The sequence below is a fragment of the Xanthomonas bromi genome (assembly GCF_900092025.1).
Lineage (GTDB): Bacteria > Pseudomonadota > Gammaproteobacteria > Xanthomonadales > Xanthomonadaceae > Xanthomonas > Xanthomonas bromi.
Window position 1 is genome coordinate 14,935 of sequence record NZ_FLTX01000032.1, and the last position, 16,528, is coordinate 31,462.

General features: G+C 62.0%; 16 protein-coding genes and 1 pseudogene. 14 read left to right on the forward strand and 3 right to left on the reverse strand.

What is annotated here, in order from left to right:
• Positions 1 to 10 precede the first annotated feature (10 nt).
• From XBLMG947_RS10170 to sctC, 6 genes are all read left to right on the forward strand, one after another.
• The gene (locus XBLMG947_RS10170) at positions 11 to 640 is read left to right on the forward strand and encodes a type III secretion protein HrpB4 (RefSeq protein WP_065468378.1); all 630 of its coding nucleotides are present in this window, start codon (positions 11 to 13) and stop codon (positions 638 to 640) included.
• Complete coding sequence (sctL, locus tag XBLMG947_RS10175; protein WP_065468303.1) at positions 625 to 1,326, forward strand: type III secretion system stator protein SctL; 702 nt, start codon at positions 625 to 627, stop codon at positions 1,324 to 1,326. The genes XBLMG947_RS10170 and sctL overlap by 16 nt, the downstream gene beginning before the upstream one ends.
• Positions 1,316 to 2,644, forward strand: coding sequence for a type III secretion system ATPase SctN (gene sctN, locus XBLMG947_RS10180; RefSeq protein ID WP_065468305.1), 1,329 nt, complete (start codon positions 1,316 to 1,318; stop codon positions 2,642 to 2,644). Before sctL ends, sctN begins: the two co-directional genes overlap by 11 nt.
• Complete coding sequence (locus XBLMG947_RS10185) at positions 2,637 to 3,146, forward strand: type III secretion protein HrpB7 (RefSeq protein WP_065468307.1); 510 nt, start codon at positions 2,637 to 2,639, stop codon at positions 3,144 to 3,146. Before sctN ends, XBLMG947_RS10185 begins: the two co-directional genes overlap by 8 nt.
• Positions 3,143 to 3,973 carry a type III secretion system export apparatus subunit SctT gene (gene sctT / locus XBLMG947_RS10190; protein WP_065468309.1) on the forward strand — a complete coding sequence of 277 codons (831 nt, stop codon included), beginning with the start codon at positions 3,143 to 3,145 and terminating at the stop codon, positions 3,971 to 3,973. Before XBLMG947_RS10185 ends, sctT begins: the two co-directional genes overlap by 4 nt.
• 175 nt (positions 3,974 to 4,148) lie before the next feature.
• Positions 4,149 to 5,972 carry a type III secretion system outer membrane ring subunit SctC gene (sctC, locus tag XBLMG947_RS10195; protein ID WP_065468311.1) on the forward strand — a complete coding sequence of 608 codons (1,824 nt, stop codon included), beginning with the start codon at positions 4,149 to 4,151 and terminating at the stop codon, positions 5,970 to 5,972.
• Between the two features lie 855 nt (positions 5,973 to 6,827).
• On the opposite strand, the gene xopA is transcribed toward sctC, so the two are convergent.
• On the reverse strand, positions 6,828 to 7,220 hold the full coding sequence (gene xopA, locus XBLMG947_RS10200) for a XopA/Hpa1 family type III secretion system protein (RefSeq protein WP_065468313.1): 393 nt from the start codon (positions 7,218 to 7,220) through the stop codon (positions 6,828 to 6,830).
• A 374-nt stretch (positions 7,221 to 7,594) separates the two neighbouring features.
• Here xopA and XBLMG947_RS10205 point away from each other — a divergent pair, with 374 nt between their 5' ends.
• A complete protein-coding gene (locus XBLMG947_RS10205) occupies positions 7,595 to 8,158 on the forward strand; it encodes a lytic transglycosylase domain-containing protein (protein WP_065468315.1) in 564 nt (187 codons plus the stop codon).
• 286 nt (positions 8,159 to 8,444) lie between these two features.
• Here the strand turns inward: XBLMG947_RS10205 and XBLMG947_RS22615 are convergent.
• Positions 8,445 to 9,507, reverse strand: a pseudogene (locus tag XBLMG947_RS22615) (IS3 family transposase).
• 227 nt (positions 9,508 to 9,734) lie between these two features.
• Here XBLMG947_RS22615 and XBLMG947_RS10220 point away from each other — a divergent pair.
• The 5 genes from XBLMG947_RS10220 (at position 9,735) to XBLMG947_RS10240 (ending at position 13,906) form a co-directional block, all read left to right on the forward strand.
• Complete coding sequence (locus XBLMG947_RS10220; RefSeq protein WP_065468321.1) at positions 9,735 to 10,313, forward strand: anthranilate synthase component II; 579 nt, start codon at positions 9,735 to 9,737, stop codon at positions 10,311 to 10,313.
• Positions 10,314 to 10,464: 151 nt separating this feature from the next.
• Positions 10,465 to 11,097, forward strand: a complete 633-nt coding sequence (locus XBLMG947_RS10225; protein WP_065468323.1) for a flavin reductase family protein — start codon at positions 10,465 to 10,467, stop codon at positions 11,095 to 11,097.
• A 122-nt stretch (positions 11,098 to 11,219) separates the two neighbouring features.
• Positions 11,220 to 12,257, forward strand: a complete 1,038-nt coding sequence (gene trpD / locus XBLMG947_RS10230) for an anthranilate phosphoribosyltransferase (RefSeq protein WP_065468325.1) — start codon at positions 11,220 to 11,222, stop codon at positions 12,255 to 12,257.
• 64 nt (positions 12,258 to 12,321) lie between these two features.
• Positions 12,322 to 13,197, forward strand: a complete 876-nt coding sequence (gene trpC / locus XBLMG947_RS10235) for an indole-3-glycerol phosphate synthase TrpC (protein ID WP_181093196.1) — start codon at positions 12,322 to 12,324, stop codon at positions 13,195 to 13,197.
• Complete coding sequence (locus XBLMG947_RS10240; protein WP_065468327.1) at positions 13,190 to 13,906, forward strand: haloacid dehalogenase-like hydrolase; 717 nt, start codon at positions 13,190 to 13,192, stop codon at positions 13,904 to 13,906. Before trpC ends, XBLMG947_RS10240 begins: the two co-directional genes overlap by 8 nt.
• Positions 13,907 to 14,226: 320 nt before the next feature.
• Here the strand turns inward: XBLMG947_RS10240 and crp are convergent, their stop codons facing one another.
• A complete protein-coding gene (gene crp, locus XBLMG947_RS10245; RefSeq protein ID WP_065468329.1) occupies positions 14,227 to 14,919 on the reverse strand; it encodes a cAMP-activated global transcriptional regulator CRP in 693 nt (230 codons plus the stop codon).
• 137 nt (positions 14,920 to 15,056) lie between these two features.
• Here crp and speD point away from each other — a divergent pair, with 137 nt between their 5' ends.
• Together speD and XBLMG947_RS10255 are read left to right on the forward strand one after the other, a co-directional pair.
• The gene (gene speD, locus XBLMG947_RS10250; protein WP_010368069.1) at positions 15,057 to 15,851 is read left to right on the forward strand and encodes an adenosylmethionine decarboxylase; all 795 of its coding nucleotides are present in this window, start codon (positions 15,057 to 15,059) and stop codon (positions 15,849 to 15,851) included.
• Positions 15,852 to 16,013: 162 nt separating this feature from the next.
• Positions 16,014 to 16,328 carry a DMT family transporter gene (locus tag XBLMG947_RS10255; protein ID WP_065468331.1) on the forward strand — a complete coding sequence of 105 codons (315 nt, stop codon included), beginning with the start codon at positions 16,014 to 16,016 and terminating at the stop codon, positions 16,326 to 16,328.
• Positions 16,329 to 16,528: the final 200 nt, after the last annotated feature.

Here is a 16,528-nt window from a genome sequence, read left to right on the forward strand (position 1 = left end):
CTCGCTCGAGATGGACAACACGCGGATCGACAATGCGGCACGCTGGATTCAGCGCTGGACGGATGCGGTGGCGCAGCTAGCGGAATCGTTGGATGCCACACGCGCGGCGCATTGGCTCGGCCCGGCGGCAGCGTCGGGTTGGGCAGCTGCCCCCGTCTACCGTCGTATGCGGGTGATCCAGGCGTGGTCCGGGTGGTCGGGATTGTCGCCGTCTGCGCTCGGGCTGCATGCGAACCAACTCGCCGTGCTGATGCCCGCGCTGTTAGCCAAGGTCCTTGTCGCGCGAGCGCTGTTCTCGCGCGGATTGGCAGTGCGCCGTTGTATCGAGCGCGAGCGTCTGGAATGGCTCGAACAGTGCGTAGGGTCGGCCGTGCTCGAGCATGTGCGCCAGAACGCGACCGCCGGCCTCCCCGTGCCCCTGTTGCCGCGCGATGCCGATCAAACCGCGTGGGTCGGCGACGGTTGGCGTCGGATGCAGGCCGATGGCGTCTGGTCCAACCCGGTTGTTGCCAAGTTGCTGGCGCTGTCCTTGCCGTTTGGCGCCGCGCAGGTTGCGCCCGTCGCAGCAGACGGTGCGAGCGATGCATTCCTGACCGCGCTTCCCACGCTGATGCCGGAGGCTTCATGCGTCTCTGGCTGAGGTCAACGCCCGATGCAATCGGCCTGGATTGCGATGTCATTCCGCGCGAGGCGCTGGCCTCGGTGCTGGCGCTGGATGCCGCGACTGCCGAGGTGCACGCACGCTGCGAGCAGGCCCTGAGCCAGGCGCATGCACGTGCACAGACGCTGATCGATGACGCCCGGCAGCAGGCCGAGGCGCTCCTTCACGATGCTCGGGAAAAGGCCGAGCGCAGCGCACGCTTGGGATATGCAGCCGGCCTGCGACGTCAGCTTGATGATTGGAACGAATCCGGCCTGCGCCATGCCTTTGACGCCGAAACGGCCGCGCAGCGGGCACGTGAGCGGTTGGCCGAGATTGTGGCGCGCACCTGCGAGCACATCATCCTGGGACACGATCCTGCAGCGCTGTATGCGCGTGCTGCACAGGCCCTGGAAGGTGCCCTGGACGAGGCGAAGGCCCTGCGCGTGAGCGTGCACCCCGACGCGGTGGACGCTGCACGGCGTGCCTTCGATGCAGCCGCCACCGAGGCAGGCTGGACCCTCCAGGTGGAGTTGTGCGGCGATGCCGATCTCGCCGAGGGCGCCTGCGTGTGCGAATGGGATACGGGGGTGTTCGAGACCAACCTGCGCGATCAGCTGCGCAGTCTGCGGCGCGTCATTCGCCGCGTGCTGGCTGCACCACAGGCGCTCGCGGATGCTTGCTGAGACGCCGCTGCTGGAGACAGCGCTCGAGCGCGAGCTGGCCGCGCTCACGATCGGTCGTCGCTACGGCAAGGTGGTCGAAGTCGTCGGCACCATGCTCAAGGTCGCCGGTGTGCAGGTCAGCCTGGGCGAGGTGTGTGAGTTGCGCCAACGCGATGGCAGCCTGTTGCAGCGTGCCGAAGTGGTGGGCTTCAGTCGCGATCTCGCGCTGCTGGCGCCGTTCGGGGAGCTGGTCGGGCTGTCGCGCGAGACGCGCGTGATCGGATTGGGGCGTCCCTTGGCGGTGCCGGTCGGACCGGAGCTGCTTGGGCGTGTGCTCGATGGCCTGGGCGAGCCGGCGGACGGGCAAGGAGCGATCACCTGCGAAACCTGGGTGCCGATCCAGGCGCAGGCACCCGACCCGATGCGTCGGCGGCTGATTGAACAGCCCATGCCGACCGGCGTGCGGATCGTGGATGGCTTGATGACGCTCGGCGAGGGCCAGCGCATGGGCATTTTCGCTGCAGCAGGCGTGGGCAAGAGTACCTTGATGGGTATGTTCGCGCGCGGTACGCAGTGCGATGTCAACGTGATCGTGTTGATCGGCGAGCGCGGGCGCGAGGTGCGTGAGTTCATCGAACTGATTCTTGGCGAGGATGGCCTGGCACGCAGCGTCGTGGTGTGCGCAACGTCCGATCGCTCATCGATCGAGCGCGCGAAGGCCGCCTACGTCGGTACTGCCATTGCCGAGTATTTCCGGGATCGAGGCCTGCGCGTTCTGCTGATGATGGACTCGTTGACGCGCTTTGCCCGCGCGCAACGCGAGATCGGTCTGGCCGCCGGCGAACCACCCACGCGCAGAGGCTTCCCACCATCGGTGTTCGCCGAGTTGCCACGGCTGCTCGAACGTGCAGGCATGGGCGAGAGTGGCTCGATCACCGCGTTCTACACCGTGTTGGCCGAGGACGACACCGGTAGCGATCCGATCGCCGAAGAAGTGCGCGGCATCCTCGACGGGCACCTGATTCTCTCTCGTGAGATCGCTGCCAAGAACCAGTACCCGGCAATCGACGTATTGGCTAGCCTGAGCCGGGTGATGAGCCAGATCGCCTCGGCAGACCACACCCAGGCGGCCGGCCGGCTGCGGCGCCTGCTCGCCAAGTACAACGAAGTGGAAACCCTGGTGCAGGTTGGCGAATACCGTCAGGGAAGCGACGCCGTTGCCGACGAAGCGATCGACAGGATCGATGCGATTCGCGACTTTCTCAGCCAACCGACCGACCAGCTCAGTGACTATGAAAGTACGCTGGAACAGCTGGCCAGCGTGATCGATGATGCGTGAATCTGCTCACACCTGGTCGGTGCTGCATCAGCTAAAGGCACGCCGTTGCGAGCACATGCAGGAACGCCTGACTGATTGCAGGCGTGCATTGGAACAGTGCGACCGTGAGCTCGCCAGTTGCAGGCAGGAGGCGGAGGCTTGCACCACACGCCTGACCAATTGCGATACCGCGCTGACCGACAAGGCCGGTGTGGGTGGTTCGATTGATATCGACACGATCCTGCAGCATGAGCGTTTCCGTACCGTGCTGATGGAGGCCTGTCGCGCAGCCGAGCAGGCGCAGGAAGCGGCGAGTCAGTCATTGCAGAGCGCACGCGACGAGCTCGCGTCCGTGCAACAGGCGCTGAGCAAGCTGCAGGCGCAGGCGCAGGCGTATGCAGACAAAGCGGCAAGGGCAAGGCGTGCCCGACAGGCGCAACGCGAAGCGGCGGAGGAAGAAGACGCGGTCGAGGCGCTGGTTGCGCTGCGATCGCACCGCGCTGGGCAGGGGCGGACCCGATGAACGACGCGACCGATGCCTTGCTGGCCATCTCATCGCAGGGCGTGTCCCTGTTGGCCCTGCTGGCACTGTGCGGCGTGCGTGTCTTCGTGATGTTCAATGTGCTGCCGGCAACCGCACAAGACAGTCTTCCCGGGATTGCGCGCAACGGCGTAATCTATGTCCTGAGCTCGTTCATCGCCTATGGGCAGCCGGCCGACGCGCTGGCGAAGATACAGACGGTCGGCCTGGTGGGGGTGGTGTTCAAGGAGGCTTTCATCGGTCTGCTGATCGGGTTTGCAGCATCGACGGTGTTCTGGATCGCCGAGAGCGTTGGCCTGCTGATCGATGACCTCTCCGGTTACAACAATGTGCAGATGACCAACCCGCTCAGCGGGCAGCAAAGCACACCGGTTTCCACGGTGTTGTTGCAATTGGCGATCGTCTCGTTTTATGCCTTGGGCGGCATGTTGATGTTGCTCGGAGCGCTATTCGAATCGTTTCGCTGGTGGCCGCTGAACCAGCTTGGGCCGAACATGGGAGCGGTCGCCGAGTCGTTCGTGATCCAGCAATCCGACAGCATGATGACTGCAATTGTCAAGCTGTCCGCGCCCGTGATGTTGGTACTGGTGCTGGTGGATCTGGCGATCGGCTTTGTGGCGCGAGCCGCCGACAAGCTCGAACCTTCCAATCTCAGCCAGCCAATCCGTGGCGTTCTGGCGTTATTGCTGCTCGCGTTGCTGATCAGCGTCTTCATCGCACAATTCGGCGAGGCCCTTGGTTTCCTGCATTTCCAGCAGCAATTGCACGATGCCGCAGACCTGGGTGGCAAGGCAGGTGCGTCGCGCTGATTTTTTTTGAGACATTCCCGGTGCTGCACTTCCTACACTGGTAACACGCCCCATGGAGGCAGGTGACGCTGCCTCGCTGCGCGGCTCGGCCACATCCATGCATAATCTCGGGGCAGTGCCTGTTGCCAGGCGCTGCCCCGACCGACTTCTTCATTTGCCTAGCAGAGGGAATGCCATGGCTCCTGCCTGTACCCCAGCCCCACCCCGACGTGCTCCATTGGCCGCTGTACTGATGCTCAGTCTGCTGCCGCTGTTGTCGCCCCATGCCGACGCCGCCCAGGTCCCGTGGCATTCGCGCACGTTCAAATACGTTGCAGACAACAAGGATCTCAAAGAGGTGCTGCGTGATTTGTCCGCCAGCCAGTCCGTCACGACCTGGATCTCGCCAGAGGTGAGCGGTACGCTCAGCGGAAAATTTGAAACATCTCCGCAGAAATTCCTCGACGACCTGGCAGCGACTTACGGCTTCGTCTGGTACTACGACGGCGCCGTGCTGAGGATCTGGGGCGCAAACGAGTCAAAAAGCGCCACCTTGAGCCTGGGCATGGCATCGACCAAGGCATTGCGCGACGCACTTGCGCGCATGCGTCTGGACGATCCGCGGTTTCCGGTGCGTTACGACGAGGCCGCGCATGTGGCGGTGGTCTCCGGACCCCCCGGGTATGTGGATACCGTTTCGGCGATTGCCAAGCAGGTCGAGCAGGGTGCGCGTCAGCGCGATGCCACCGAAGTACAGGTATTTCAGCTGCATTATGCGCAGGCGGCCGACCACACCACGCGTATCGGCGGGCAAGACGTGCAGATTCCAGGCATGGCCAGCCTGTTGCGCAGCATGTACGGCGCACGGGGCGCACCCGTCGCGGCGATACCCGGGCCTGGCGCCAACTTTGGACGGGTACAGCCGGTCGGCGGTGGTTCCGCCAACGCATTCGGCAATGCCGCACAGGGGCAAGGTGGCGGAGCCAACGGCGCCCTTGGGCTGCCTTCGGCGTGGTTTGGTGGGGGGGCGTCGTCTGATCGCGTGCCGGTCAGTCCGCCGTTGCCCGGTAGCGGAGTCGGTGCGACGGCGGGGTCGCCCGCCAGCGTATGGCCGGAGCTCAGCAGGGGACGGCGCGATGAATCCAATCCGATCGACGCTGGTGGTGGAGCAGAACTCGCCTCCGATGCGCCCGTGATCGAAGCCGATCCACGCACGAACGCCATCCTGATCCGCGATCGACCGGAGCGGATGCAGAACTATGGCACCCTGATCCAACAGTTGGATAACCGGCCCAAGTTGCTGCAGATCGATGCCACCATCATCGAGATCCGCGACGGCGCCATGCAGGATCTCGGTATCGACTGGCGATTCCACAGCCAGCACACGGACATACAGACCGGCGACGGCCGCGGCGGTCAGTTGGGTTTCAACGGAGCATTGAGCGGTGCTGCCACGGGAGGCGCGAATACGCCGGTTGGCGGCACCTTGACGACCGTCCTGGGAGACGCCGGACGTTATCTGATGACGCGCGTGTCGGCGTTGGAGACGACGAACAAAGCCAAGATCGTGTCCTCGCCCCAGGTTGCGACGCTGGACAACGTCGAGGCGGTCATGGATCACAAGCAACAGGCATTCGTCCGGGTCAGCGGATACGCGTCGGCAGATCTTTATAACCTCTCCGCCGGGGTGTCATTGCGGGTATTGCCCAGCGTGGTGCCAGGCTCGCCGAACGGTCAGATGCGTCTGGATGTGCGTATCGAGGACGGCCAGCTTGGATCCAATACCGTGGACGGGATTCCGGTCATTAGCTCCAGCGAGATCACCACCCAGGCCTTCGTCAACGAAGGACAGAGCCTGTTGATCGCAGGATACGCCTACGATGCTGACGAGACCGATCTGAATGCGGTGCCCGGTTTGTCAAAGATTCCGTTGATCGGCAATCTGTTCAAACACCGCCAAAAAAGCGGGTCCCGCATGCAACGGCTGTTCCTGTTGACTCCGCATGTGGTTTCGCCCTGATGGTCTGCTGAAAAATTCGGGTTGCGGCTAGTAGGTGATAATGCAGCACTTGCTGGTCGCGCCCCGAATGCGAGCAGCACATTCGGTCAATGCCGGTGCCCGAAACAATGCCTGCATTGTTTGGAAATTATGAAACCTGCAATGCAAGAAGCACGAACCTCGGTTTCAACCTGGAGCGATTAAGACCATCACTGGGAAGATGCTAAGCGGCCGGTGCTGGCAATCGGTATCTGCCATTGCTGCACTCGGGTGCTTTTGCACCGTTTGTGCCTGCCTGGCCACGACCTTGCAGTCTGGTTAGCTGCTCTAGGTTATATATTTCCTGGCAGTGAGATCGCTACCTGGGCAGATGGCGGGAAGGCAGGTGGAGCATCGAGGGCTCGACCTGATAGCGATCACGCAAGAGCGTGACGCGATGCCCGGTGCGGTCAGCGTCGCGCATAAACAGTGCCTGGCCACGGAGAATCTTGTCGAACGACCACGATCCGATGGTATGCGACTGGATGCCGAACCAAGCTAACGCACGCAGCGATGTCCAATTGGGACAGGGCGTTTCCGATAACAAGAGAGCCTGGCATCGAATGAAGCGTAGATGCCGGCACGGCTGCGGACGTATGACGAACGTTTATTGCACTCGCCGTGCGTCACCGAAGGCAGAAGCGCGAGCCTGGAGTGAGCTGCGAACGTTCGTGTAAATAGCAATGACGGCGTTGCCGATTTCTGTACGGCACGTCGACGATTGCCTGCACCATACCGGTGCTATAGAGGGGAACAGACGCCCTGACGGCGCCTGCAGGCTGACGCATGAAAGCGGCAACCTGCAGGCCGTGGCCGGTAGGGACGACCAACAGTTCTTTACTGCATGGTCGTCGAAGTGTTGGCGCCAGTGTCGGCGCCGCCACCGAAGCCACCGCCACCGCCACCGCCATTCTGCGCCTGGAGAATTTCTCCGACGATATTCATGAGCATCTGGGTGAATTGCGAGGGAGAGCCATTCTGCCCAGCCTGCTGATTGCCGCCCTGACCACCTCCATTGTCTTGACCACCCTGCTGCCCCTGACCCTTCTCAGCACCGTTGCTCTGCTGCAGCAGGGCCATGATGAGCTGGGTCAGCAATTGGTCCAGCTGCTTTTCCGAGATACCCTGACCACCCTGACTATCCTGGGTTGCATCAGTTTGCGCGTTCTGGCTTGGGTCAACTTGGACAAAGGACGAGTTGGCGAGGTTAGTTGTGTTCAAAGAATCCATCGTGACGATTCCTCTCTGATTGACTGGGATTTTTTTTTTCACTCAACTGCCAATACTGAGCAGTGGTGATTGCGGGGCGCGTTTCACGCCCCAAGCGAACAGTAAAAGCGGCAACCAACCGGCGCCAGAAATTTTGCGAAATTTCGCTTGTGCGCGCGAAGACGGCAAGGCAGAAACTGTTTAGGACCGAGAGGGAAATCCCGAAGACGTCTTTGACGAACGTTTCTTCGCTTGTCTGTTAAGCGTTTCGTCGCTCTTGAGTAAATCGCGTACAGGTAGCGTTATGGTTCCGCCGTCGAAAAATCCGGGTAGTTGTGTGACAGCACTCTACTCACTTGGAGACCTGTATTCAATCGAGATCGAGGTAACGACAAATGATCGATTCAATGATCCCCTGCCAGCATGTCGATAAAAAATCCAATCGGCAGTTGGATTCTTGGTCTGGGCCTTCGCCAATGCGACGCATGCGCGCGCAATGGTCCGGATGTGAGTGTCGGGCAGGAACCGGGCCGCAGCGCATTCTTTTTGCAGCAGTGCTGGCGTGCGCGGCGCCTTTCGCACGCGCGGATTGCTTCGAAGAGGCCGCCGGATATCAGCACGTCAACCCTTGGGTGCTGCGTGCCATTGCCTGGCAGGAGTCGCACGATCGTGCCGACGCAATCCATCGCAACAACAACGGCACGATTGATTACGGGAAGATGCAAATCAACTCCATCCATCTGCGCCGATTATCCAGCTATGGAATCTCCAGGGACGCGTTGATGCATCCGTGTAAAAGTGTGTATGTGGCGGCTTGGCGGTTGCGCGAGATGACCAATAAATATGGAAACACCTGGGCTGCGGTAGGAGCCTACCATTCCGAAACGCCGGGGGAGCGCGATAAATACGCGCGTGCCATTCATTCGATTTTGATCAGGCGAGGCGTGATTTCAGACTAGAGCGGGTGCACTGCAGGAGTGCGTGGGTGCAGCCCAAGCGGTGTGGCAAGGCAGGTCGGGGCGAGTCGCTTCTGTCGATTTGGCTAGAGGCCGTGCCTGCGTGGAATCGCTTGATGAAAAAGGCGCTGGTCGTTGGGGCTAGTCGCTGGTAGATGGGGTGGGCAGTGTGTCTGGGGTCATTGCCGTACAGGTGCGAGAGTTAATTGAGTACTCACTCGCTGCTGGCGCGCCGATTCTCCCAAGGCGATCTGTCGCGCGGCGCGTGGAGATTGACCTCCTCCCCACGTCAGGTCCGAGCAGAACTGGAAAATTCGGCTTTGGGTGGGCAGGCGAATCGGGCGACAAACTCGGCCGGCGGGACATCGCCGGCCGAGGAGTGCGTCCGGAAATGAGTGTCATCGACCCCCCAGTTTTCGAGCTTCTTACGGGCGTCGGCAAGCGACAGGAACCAGTGCGTGTTGAGGCACGCATCCCGAAAACTGCCAGTGAACGATTCGATGAAAGGAGTGTCGGTCGGTTTGCCGGGGCGGGATACTGCATGGTTACGCCGTTGTCGTAGGCCCAACGATCCATCACCATCGAGATGAACTCGCTGCCATTGTCGGTCTGGATGCGTTGCAGCAGGTCGCGTTGGTGGCGCAGGCGTTCCTTGGAGAAGTTGTCCACGATGGTCAGCGCCCGGAAGCGGCGTCCGTCGAACAAAGCATCGGCCACGAAATCCATGCTCCAGACGTGATTGGGACCGGTCAGCACCGTGCGCTCCAGGCGATGGGCCGCAGCCTTGCGGCTGCGCGGACGTTTGCGGCTCTGATTGAGGCCCGCTTGGCAATACAGCCGATGGACACGCTTGTGATTGGCCTTCCAGCCCTGCCGGCGTAGCAGCACGAAGATCCACCCAAAGCCATAGCGCACACGCACCGCGGCGATCTCCTCGATCCGTCGACGTAGTGGCGCATCCTCATTGTCCCGAGGCTGGTAATACCACGCCGATCGGCTTTGCTTGACGACCGCGCAAGCCCGACGAACCCCAGCCCGATACCGATCGATCAGATGGCCCACGAGCGCCTTGCGCTGCGTGGGCCTCAGAACTTTTTTGACAGCACGTCCTGCAACATGACCCTGTCCAGGCTCACATCGGTGACCAGCTGCTTGAGCTTGCGCTTCTCTTCCTCAAGCTGGCGTAGCCGACGCAGCTCGGCTACGCCGAGCCCGCCGAACTTCTTGCGCAAGGCGTACAACGTGGCCTGGCTGATCCCCATCCTGCGGCAGATCTCCTCGACCGTCGTGCCGGTCTCGGCCTGCTTCAGGGCGAACGCGATCTGCTCTTCGGTGAACGTCGACTGCTTCAATGGCGACGTGCCTCCTTGGGCCTGAGCGTCGCCGAATGTTCTAGGTCTGGCTGGTCCAGGTTATAGGGAGGAGGTCACATTGCCGGAGTTGGCCCATGCGAAGATATGCTCCGGTGTTGCTCGCTTCCCGGCAGCTTGGGTATCAACCAAGTTGACCGGTATCAGGGCGGATATCGGTGATTGGACTCGGGCTTTGTCCCTTTTAAAAACAGATAGATAGGCCTGATATGTTGCTGATGCTCGATAACTACGACAGCTTCACCTACAACCTCGTGCAGTACCTGCAGGCGCTGGGCGCCGAGGTCACGGTGGTGCGCAACGATGCGATGAGCGTCGATGAGATCGCCGCGCTCGAGCCCGAGCGCATCGTCATCTCGCCCGGTCCCTGTACGCCCAACGAGGCCGGTATCTCGCTGCAGTTGATCGAACAGCTGGGCCAGTCCACGCCGATCCTGGGCGTATGCCTGGGCCATCAAAGTATTGGTCAGGTCTACGGCGGCGATGTGATCCGTGCCGGCAACATCATGCATGGCAAGACCTCGCCGATTCGCCACGAAGGCAAGGGTGTGTTCGCCGGCCTGCCGGACAGTTACGAGGCCACGCGCTACCACTCGCTGGTGGTAGACAAGACCACCCTGCCAGACGCGCTGGAAGTCACCGCGTGGACCGAGAATCCGGATGGCTCGGTGGAAGAGATCATGGGCCTGCGCCACCGTCAGTTTCCGGTGGAAGGCGTGCAATTCCATCCCGAGTCGATCCTGACCCAGCACGGGCATGCCTTGCTGAAAAACTTTCTGCAGCGGTGAGCGCGATGTGTCATCGGCGCTTGGGCCTGGCGGCATTGCGCTGCGCGGTCAGTACAGCGAAGGCGCAGAACCACGCTGCCACCCAGTCCACGCACCGCACCGCTCAATTTGATGTCACCGCAGCGCCACCTTCCACCGCATCCGGATCACGATGAGCACACCCGACGACAGCATCCACTTCTACGAGCCCACGCAGGGCCACGGGCTGCCGCACGATCCGTTCAATGCCATCGTCGGCCCGCGCCCGATCGGCTGGATCGGCTCGCGCAGTGGCGAGGGCATTGCCAATCTGGCGCCGTACAGCTTTTTCAATGCCTTCAATTACATTCCGCCGATCGTGGGTTTCGCCAGCATTGGTCGCAAGGACAGCCTGCGCAACATCGAAGCCACCGGCGAATTCACCTGGAATCTGGCCACCCGCCCACTGGCCGAGGCGATGAATGTCAGCGCGGCGATGGTGCCGGCGGAGGTGGACGAGTTCGACCTCGCCGGCCTGCAGATGGCGCCATCGCGCCTGATCGCTACGCCACGGGTCGCTGCCAGTCCCGTGAGTTTCGAATGCCGGCTCAGCCAGCTGGTGCCGCTGCAGACAGCCGCCGGTCACTCCATCGAGACCTGGCTGGTGCTGGGTGAGGTCGTCGGCGTGCATCTGGCCAAATCGGCACTGCACGAGGGCATCTACGACCCGGCTGCGGTGCAAACGATTCTGCGCGCGGGCGGGCCAGCCGATTACTACGAAGTGCAGCCGCAGGCGCGCTTTCGCATGCGGCGTCCAGGCCAATGATCGCCGCAGCTTTGGCCGCTTCGCCGCGGTGCATCGCTTAGCGCCTGCGCGTGCCTACCTTGACCCGGTGGGTTTCAAGCCGCCTGCGTCTCCATCCATCACGTTCTGCCACGGTTGTTTCCATGCCCATCACGCCGCAAGAAGCGCTCCAGCGCACCATTGAACATCGCGAAATCTTCCATGATGAAATGGTCGAGTTGATGCGGCAGATCATGCGCGGCGAGGTCTCCGACATGATGGTCGCTGCCATCCTCACCGGGCTGCGCGTCAAGAAGGAAACCATCGGCGAAATCGCCGGCGCCGCCACGGTGATGCGCGAGTTTTCGCGGCGTGTGGACGTGGGCGATCGCCAGCACATGGTCGACATCGTCGGCACCGGCGGCGATGGCTCGCACACCTTCAACATTTCAACTTGCGCAATGTTCGTTGCCGCAGCGGGCGGTGCCAAGGTCGCCAAGCACGGCAATCGCAGCGTGTCGTCCAAATCGGGCAGCGCCGACGCGCTGGAAGCATTGGGCGCGGTGATCGAGCTGCAGCCCGAGCAGGTTGCCGACGCATTGGGACAAACCGGTATCGGCTTCATGTATGCGCCGGTGCATCACCCGGCCATGAAGGTGGTGGCGCCGGTGCGTCGCGAGATGGGCGTGCGCACCATCTTCAACATCCTCGGCCCGCTGACCAATCCGGCCGGCTCGCCGAACATCCTGATGGGCGTGTTCCACCCGGACCTGGTCGGCATCCAGGCGCGCGTCCTGCAGGAGCTTGGCGCCGAGCGTGCGCTGGTGGTGTGGGGACGCGATGGCATGGACGAACTCTCGCTCGGCGCCGGCACGCTGGTCGGCGAATTGCGCGATGGTCAGGTGCGCGAATACGAAGTGCACCCGGAAGATTTCGGCATCGCCATGTCGGCCAGCCGTAACCTCAAGGTCGCCGATGCCGCGCAATCGCGTGCGATGCTGCTGCAGGTATTGGACAACGTGCCTGGCCCCGCGCTTGACATCGTGGCGCTCAACGCTGGTGCCGCGCTGTACGTGGCCGGCGTGTCAGACAGCATCGCCGATGGCGTGCTGCGCGCGCGCGCGGTCATCGCCGACGGCTCGGCGCGGGCGCGACTGGATGCCTATGTCGCCTACACTCGCCAACTCGCCTTGCAGCCCTGAGTCATGCTGGCCACTGCAGCGCAGCGTCAATTACCCTTCGGCATGCTCCCACCGCCACGCTGGCATGCTGCGCGCCAGCCTGCAGCCGCGCTCCGGTGCGGCCGTCTCCACCGATAATGCCCGCCCGCCAGGACCCGATACGATGAGCGACATCCTCAATACCATTCTTGCCCGCAAGGCCGAAGAAATCGCCGAGCGCAGTGCGCGCGTGCCGCTGGCCGAGTTGATCGCGCGCAGCGCCGACCTGCCGCTCACGCGCGGGTTCGCCGCGGCCATGCAGGCCAGCATCGCCGCTGGCGCCCCGGCGGTGATTGCCGAAGTGAAGAAGGCCAGCCCGTCCAAGGGCGTGATACGGCCCGACTTCCATCCGGCCGATATCGCAGTCAGCTACGAATTCGGTGGTGCCACCTGCCTGTCGGTGCTCACCGACGTGGATTTCTTCCAGGGTTCCGATGCCTATCTGCGACAGGCGCGCGATGCCTGCACATTGCCGGTGCTGCGCAAGGACTTCACCGTCGACCCGTATCAGGTCTACGAAGCCCGCGTGCTCGGTGCCGACTGCATTCTGTTGATCGTCTCCGCATTGAAAGACGCCCAACTGGCCGAGTTATCAGGCTTGGCCATGCAACTGGGCCTGGATGTGCTGGTGGAAGTGCACGACATCGACGAGCTCGAGCGTGCGGTACAGGTGCCGGTGCCGTTGATCGGCATCAACAACCGCAACCTGCGCACCTTCAAGGTCACGCTGCAGACCACGTTGGATATGCGCGCCGCCGTGCCGCGCGACCGCGTGCTGGTCACCGAAAGCGGCATCGTCACCCAAGACGATGTGCAATTGATGCGCAGCAATGGCGTGAACGCGTTTCTGGTCGGTGAGACCTTCATGCGTGCTACCGAACCCGGCGAGTCGCTGCGTCAGCTATTCTTCGCGCATGACTGAGTCGTATCCCGCACCGCGTGAAGATGCACGGCTGGTGGTGTTCGACTTCGACCACACCTTGTACGACGGCGATTCCGGCAGCCATCTGTTCGCCTGGCTGATCAAGCGCAACCCAGTGCGCTTGTTGGTCGCGCTACTGGCCTCGCCGCTTCTTGGTCCGATGGTGGCGATGCTGCCGACCCGGCGGCGCGGGGTGTCCGGCTATGTGTGGATCGCCACCTTCGGCCTGCATCGCGCGCGCGAGTTCAACCGTTTCGTCGACGCCTACGTGCTCAAGCATGAGGCGCAGATCCGGCAGCGCCTGCTCCCGCATGCGTTGAAGGTGTTCACCGAACACCGCGCCGCCGGCGACCGTGTGGTCGTGGCCACCGGCGCGCCGCCGGAATTGGCGCGCGCCATTCTCGGATTCGTCGCGCACCAGGATGTCCCGGTGATCGGCAGTCTGGTCGGCCCGCGCCTGGGCGCGGTCACTGCCCGGCGTCACTGCCATAACGAAGAAAAGATGCGCATGTTGCGCGAGCGCGGCTATGCCGATATCGCCATTGCCTACTCGGACAGCACCGCAGATCTGCCGCTCTTGAAGGCCGCGCGCGCACCGGTGGTGGTCAACCCCAAGGCCAATCGCGAAGAGCTGTTTCGTCAGGTACTGCCGGCAGGTACGCCCATTCTCAACTGGGGTTGCCGCAACCGCGGTGGTAAGGCCCTGTAGGCAAGCGCACCCATCCAGACAACGAGTCGTATGCATGGGTGAGACCCACATGCGGTCCAACCCGCTGTGCGCCATCGAGCACGCGAACCGACCTGGACAACGCTTAAGCAGCTGGCTAAAGACGAATCGTCAAAACCGTGACGTAGCTGCGATGCAGACTGTGCGGTTAGCCCGCTCGAATGATTCTTTATAAGAGGTATCGCGCAGACACGCCGCCGCAAGCCGCATGCAAGTGCGAACGTCGGCAGCGTCGTCATCGAGCAAGTCGGTACTGAACTCGGCTGCAGCCAGTGCGCAAGGCACTGGCTGCAGCCGGGCCATCAGCGGGTGCCGTACAACACGACAGTCTTGCCGCGTGCGTGCAGCAGACCATCGGCCTGCAACTTTTTGAGCACGCGGCCGGCCATTTCGCGCGAGCACCCGACCAGGCGTGCCAGCTCCTGCCGCGAGACACGCAGCTGGGTGCCCTGTGGATGGCTCATCGCCTCCGGTTCCTTGGACAGGTCGTGCAGCGTGCGCACGATACGGTCGGTCACGTCCAGAAAGGCCAGGCGGCTGGCTTTCCTTGTCGTGTCGAGCAGCCGCTTTGAAAGCTGGACACCGATCGCATACAGGATCTTCGGTGCATCCGGCGACAAGCTGCTCTGGAACAGCTGCTGCAGCCGCTCGTAGCTGATCTCGGCAAGCTCGCACTGCGTGCGGGTGCGGAGGATCACCTCGCGGGTATCGGATTCGATGAACAACCCCATCTCGCCGACGAACTCGCCGCTACCGAAGTAGCCCAGCACCAACTCACGATCGTCATCTTCCTCGGCGATGATGCTCACCGAGCCACTGATCACGTAGTAGAGGGTGCCGGCGGGGTCTCCGGGCCGGAAGACATCGGTCCGGGTCGGATAGCGCCTGCGGTGGCTGTGCGCCAGAAAACGCTCGATGGTGCCCGCGTCCAGCGCCAGTGAAGGGGTAGCGTTACGTACCGTCGTGGTGACAACCGTCGTGTTTCCTGAGCTCATGGTAGTTCCGCGTGTAATTCCTGAAGCTTAACGGCATGAGTCATGCAAGGTAAACCATTCTCAACATCGGCATTTCGTTGCTGGGATCTTTGGCTCATAATTCACTCCTTTCCCGCTTTCCATAAGGACAGACCGACGTGGTCAAGCCGTTGCCTCGTCTGAGGCTACAGGGGTTCAACAACCTCACCAAGGCGTTGAGCTTCAACATCTACGACGTCTGTTATGCGCGCACCGAAGAGGAGCGTCAGCGCTACATCGAGTATATCGATGAGCAGTACGACGCCGATCGTCTGACGCAGATCCTGACCGATGTGGCCGAGATCATTGGCGCCAACATCCTCAATATCGCACGTCAGGACTACGATCCGCAGGGTGCATCGGTGACGATCCTGATTTCCGAAGAGCCGGTGATCGACAAGAAGCAGGCCGGCAAGGAGCTCATCTCCGACGCCGTGGTTGCTCATATGGACAAGAGCCATATCACTGTGCATACATACCCGGAGACGCATCCGCAGGAAGGCATCGCGACCTTCCGCGCCGATATCGACGTCGCCACGTGCGGCGTGATTTCGCCGCTGAAGGCGCTGAACTATCTGATCGAGACTCTGGAATCGGACATCGTGATCATGGACTACCGTGTCCGTGGCTTCACCCGCGATGTGAAGGGCAAGAAGCACTACATCGACCACAAGATCAACTCGATCCAGCACTTCCTGGCCAAGAACGTGAAGTCGCGCTACGAGATGATCGATGTCAATGTCTATCAGGAAAATATCTTCCACACGAAGATGCATCTGAAGGATTTCGACCTGGACCAGTACCTGTTCGAAGAGCGTGCCAAAAACCTCTCGTTCAAGGAGCGCATGAAGATTGAAACGCTGCTCAAGCGCGAGATCGAAGAGCTTTTCCACGGGCGTAATCTGAGCGAGTAATCGTCAAGAACGACCGGTTGCGCGCCTGCTTGCAGGTGCGCCGACGACTCAAGGCGGGACGGCCCGCCACGCGATGACCTCGCGTTCCACAGCCGACGGCGGCCCAGTGTGCAGATACTGGGTCGCTTTTTTTTTGCCCGTTTTTTGTTGAGGAGTACTGCAATGCCCTGGATCTATCTCGTACTGGCCGGCGTGTTCGAAATCGGCTTCGCCATGGGCCTGAAATACAGCGACGGCTTTACGCGGCTGTGGCCCACCGTGCTGACGGTGGGCCTGGCCGGCATCAGCTTGTGGTTTTTGACGCAGGCACTGAAGACCATTCCGGTCGGCACCGGCTACGCGATCTGGACCGGCATCGGTGCATTGGGCGTGACCATCGCTGGCATCGCTCTATTCGGCGACAGCGCCTCGTGGTCGCGGCTGGCATGTATCGGGCTGATCATCGCCGGTGTGATCGGATTGAAGTTGGTGTCGTAGTCAGCTCCGCTTCGCGGACCTGTCCCCCAAAATTTGCTTCGCAAATCTTGGGCCCCGATTCCGTGGCTGCCTATCCTCGCTCTTATCAGTGCGCCCCCCCTTAACAAAGGGGGCTCTGCTCCGGTCGGGTGTTGCGAGGTGACGCCATGTATGAGCGGGCGATGAGTTGTGTGTTGCGCTTTATGGCTTGCTTCCCTGCG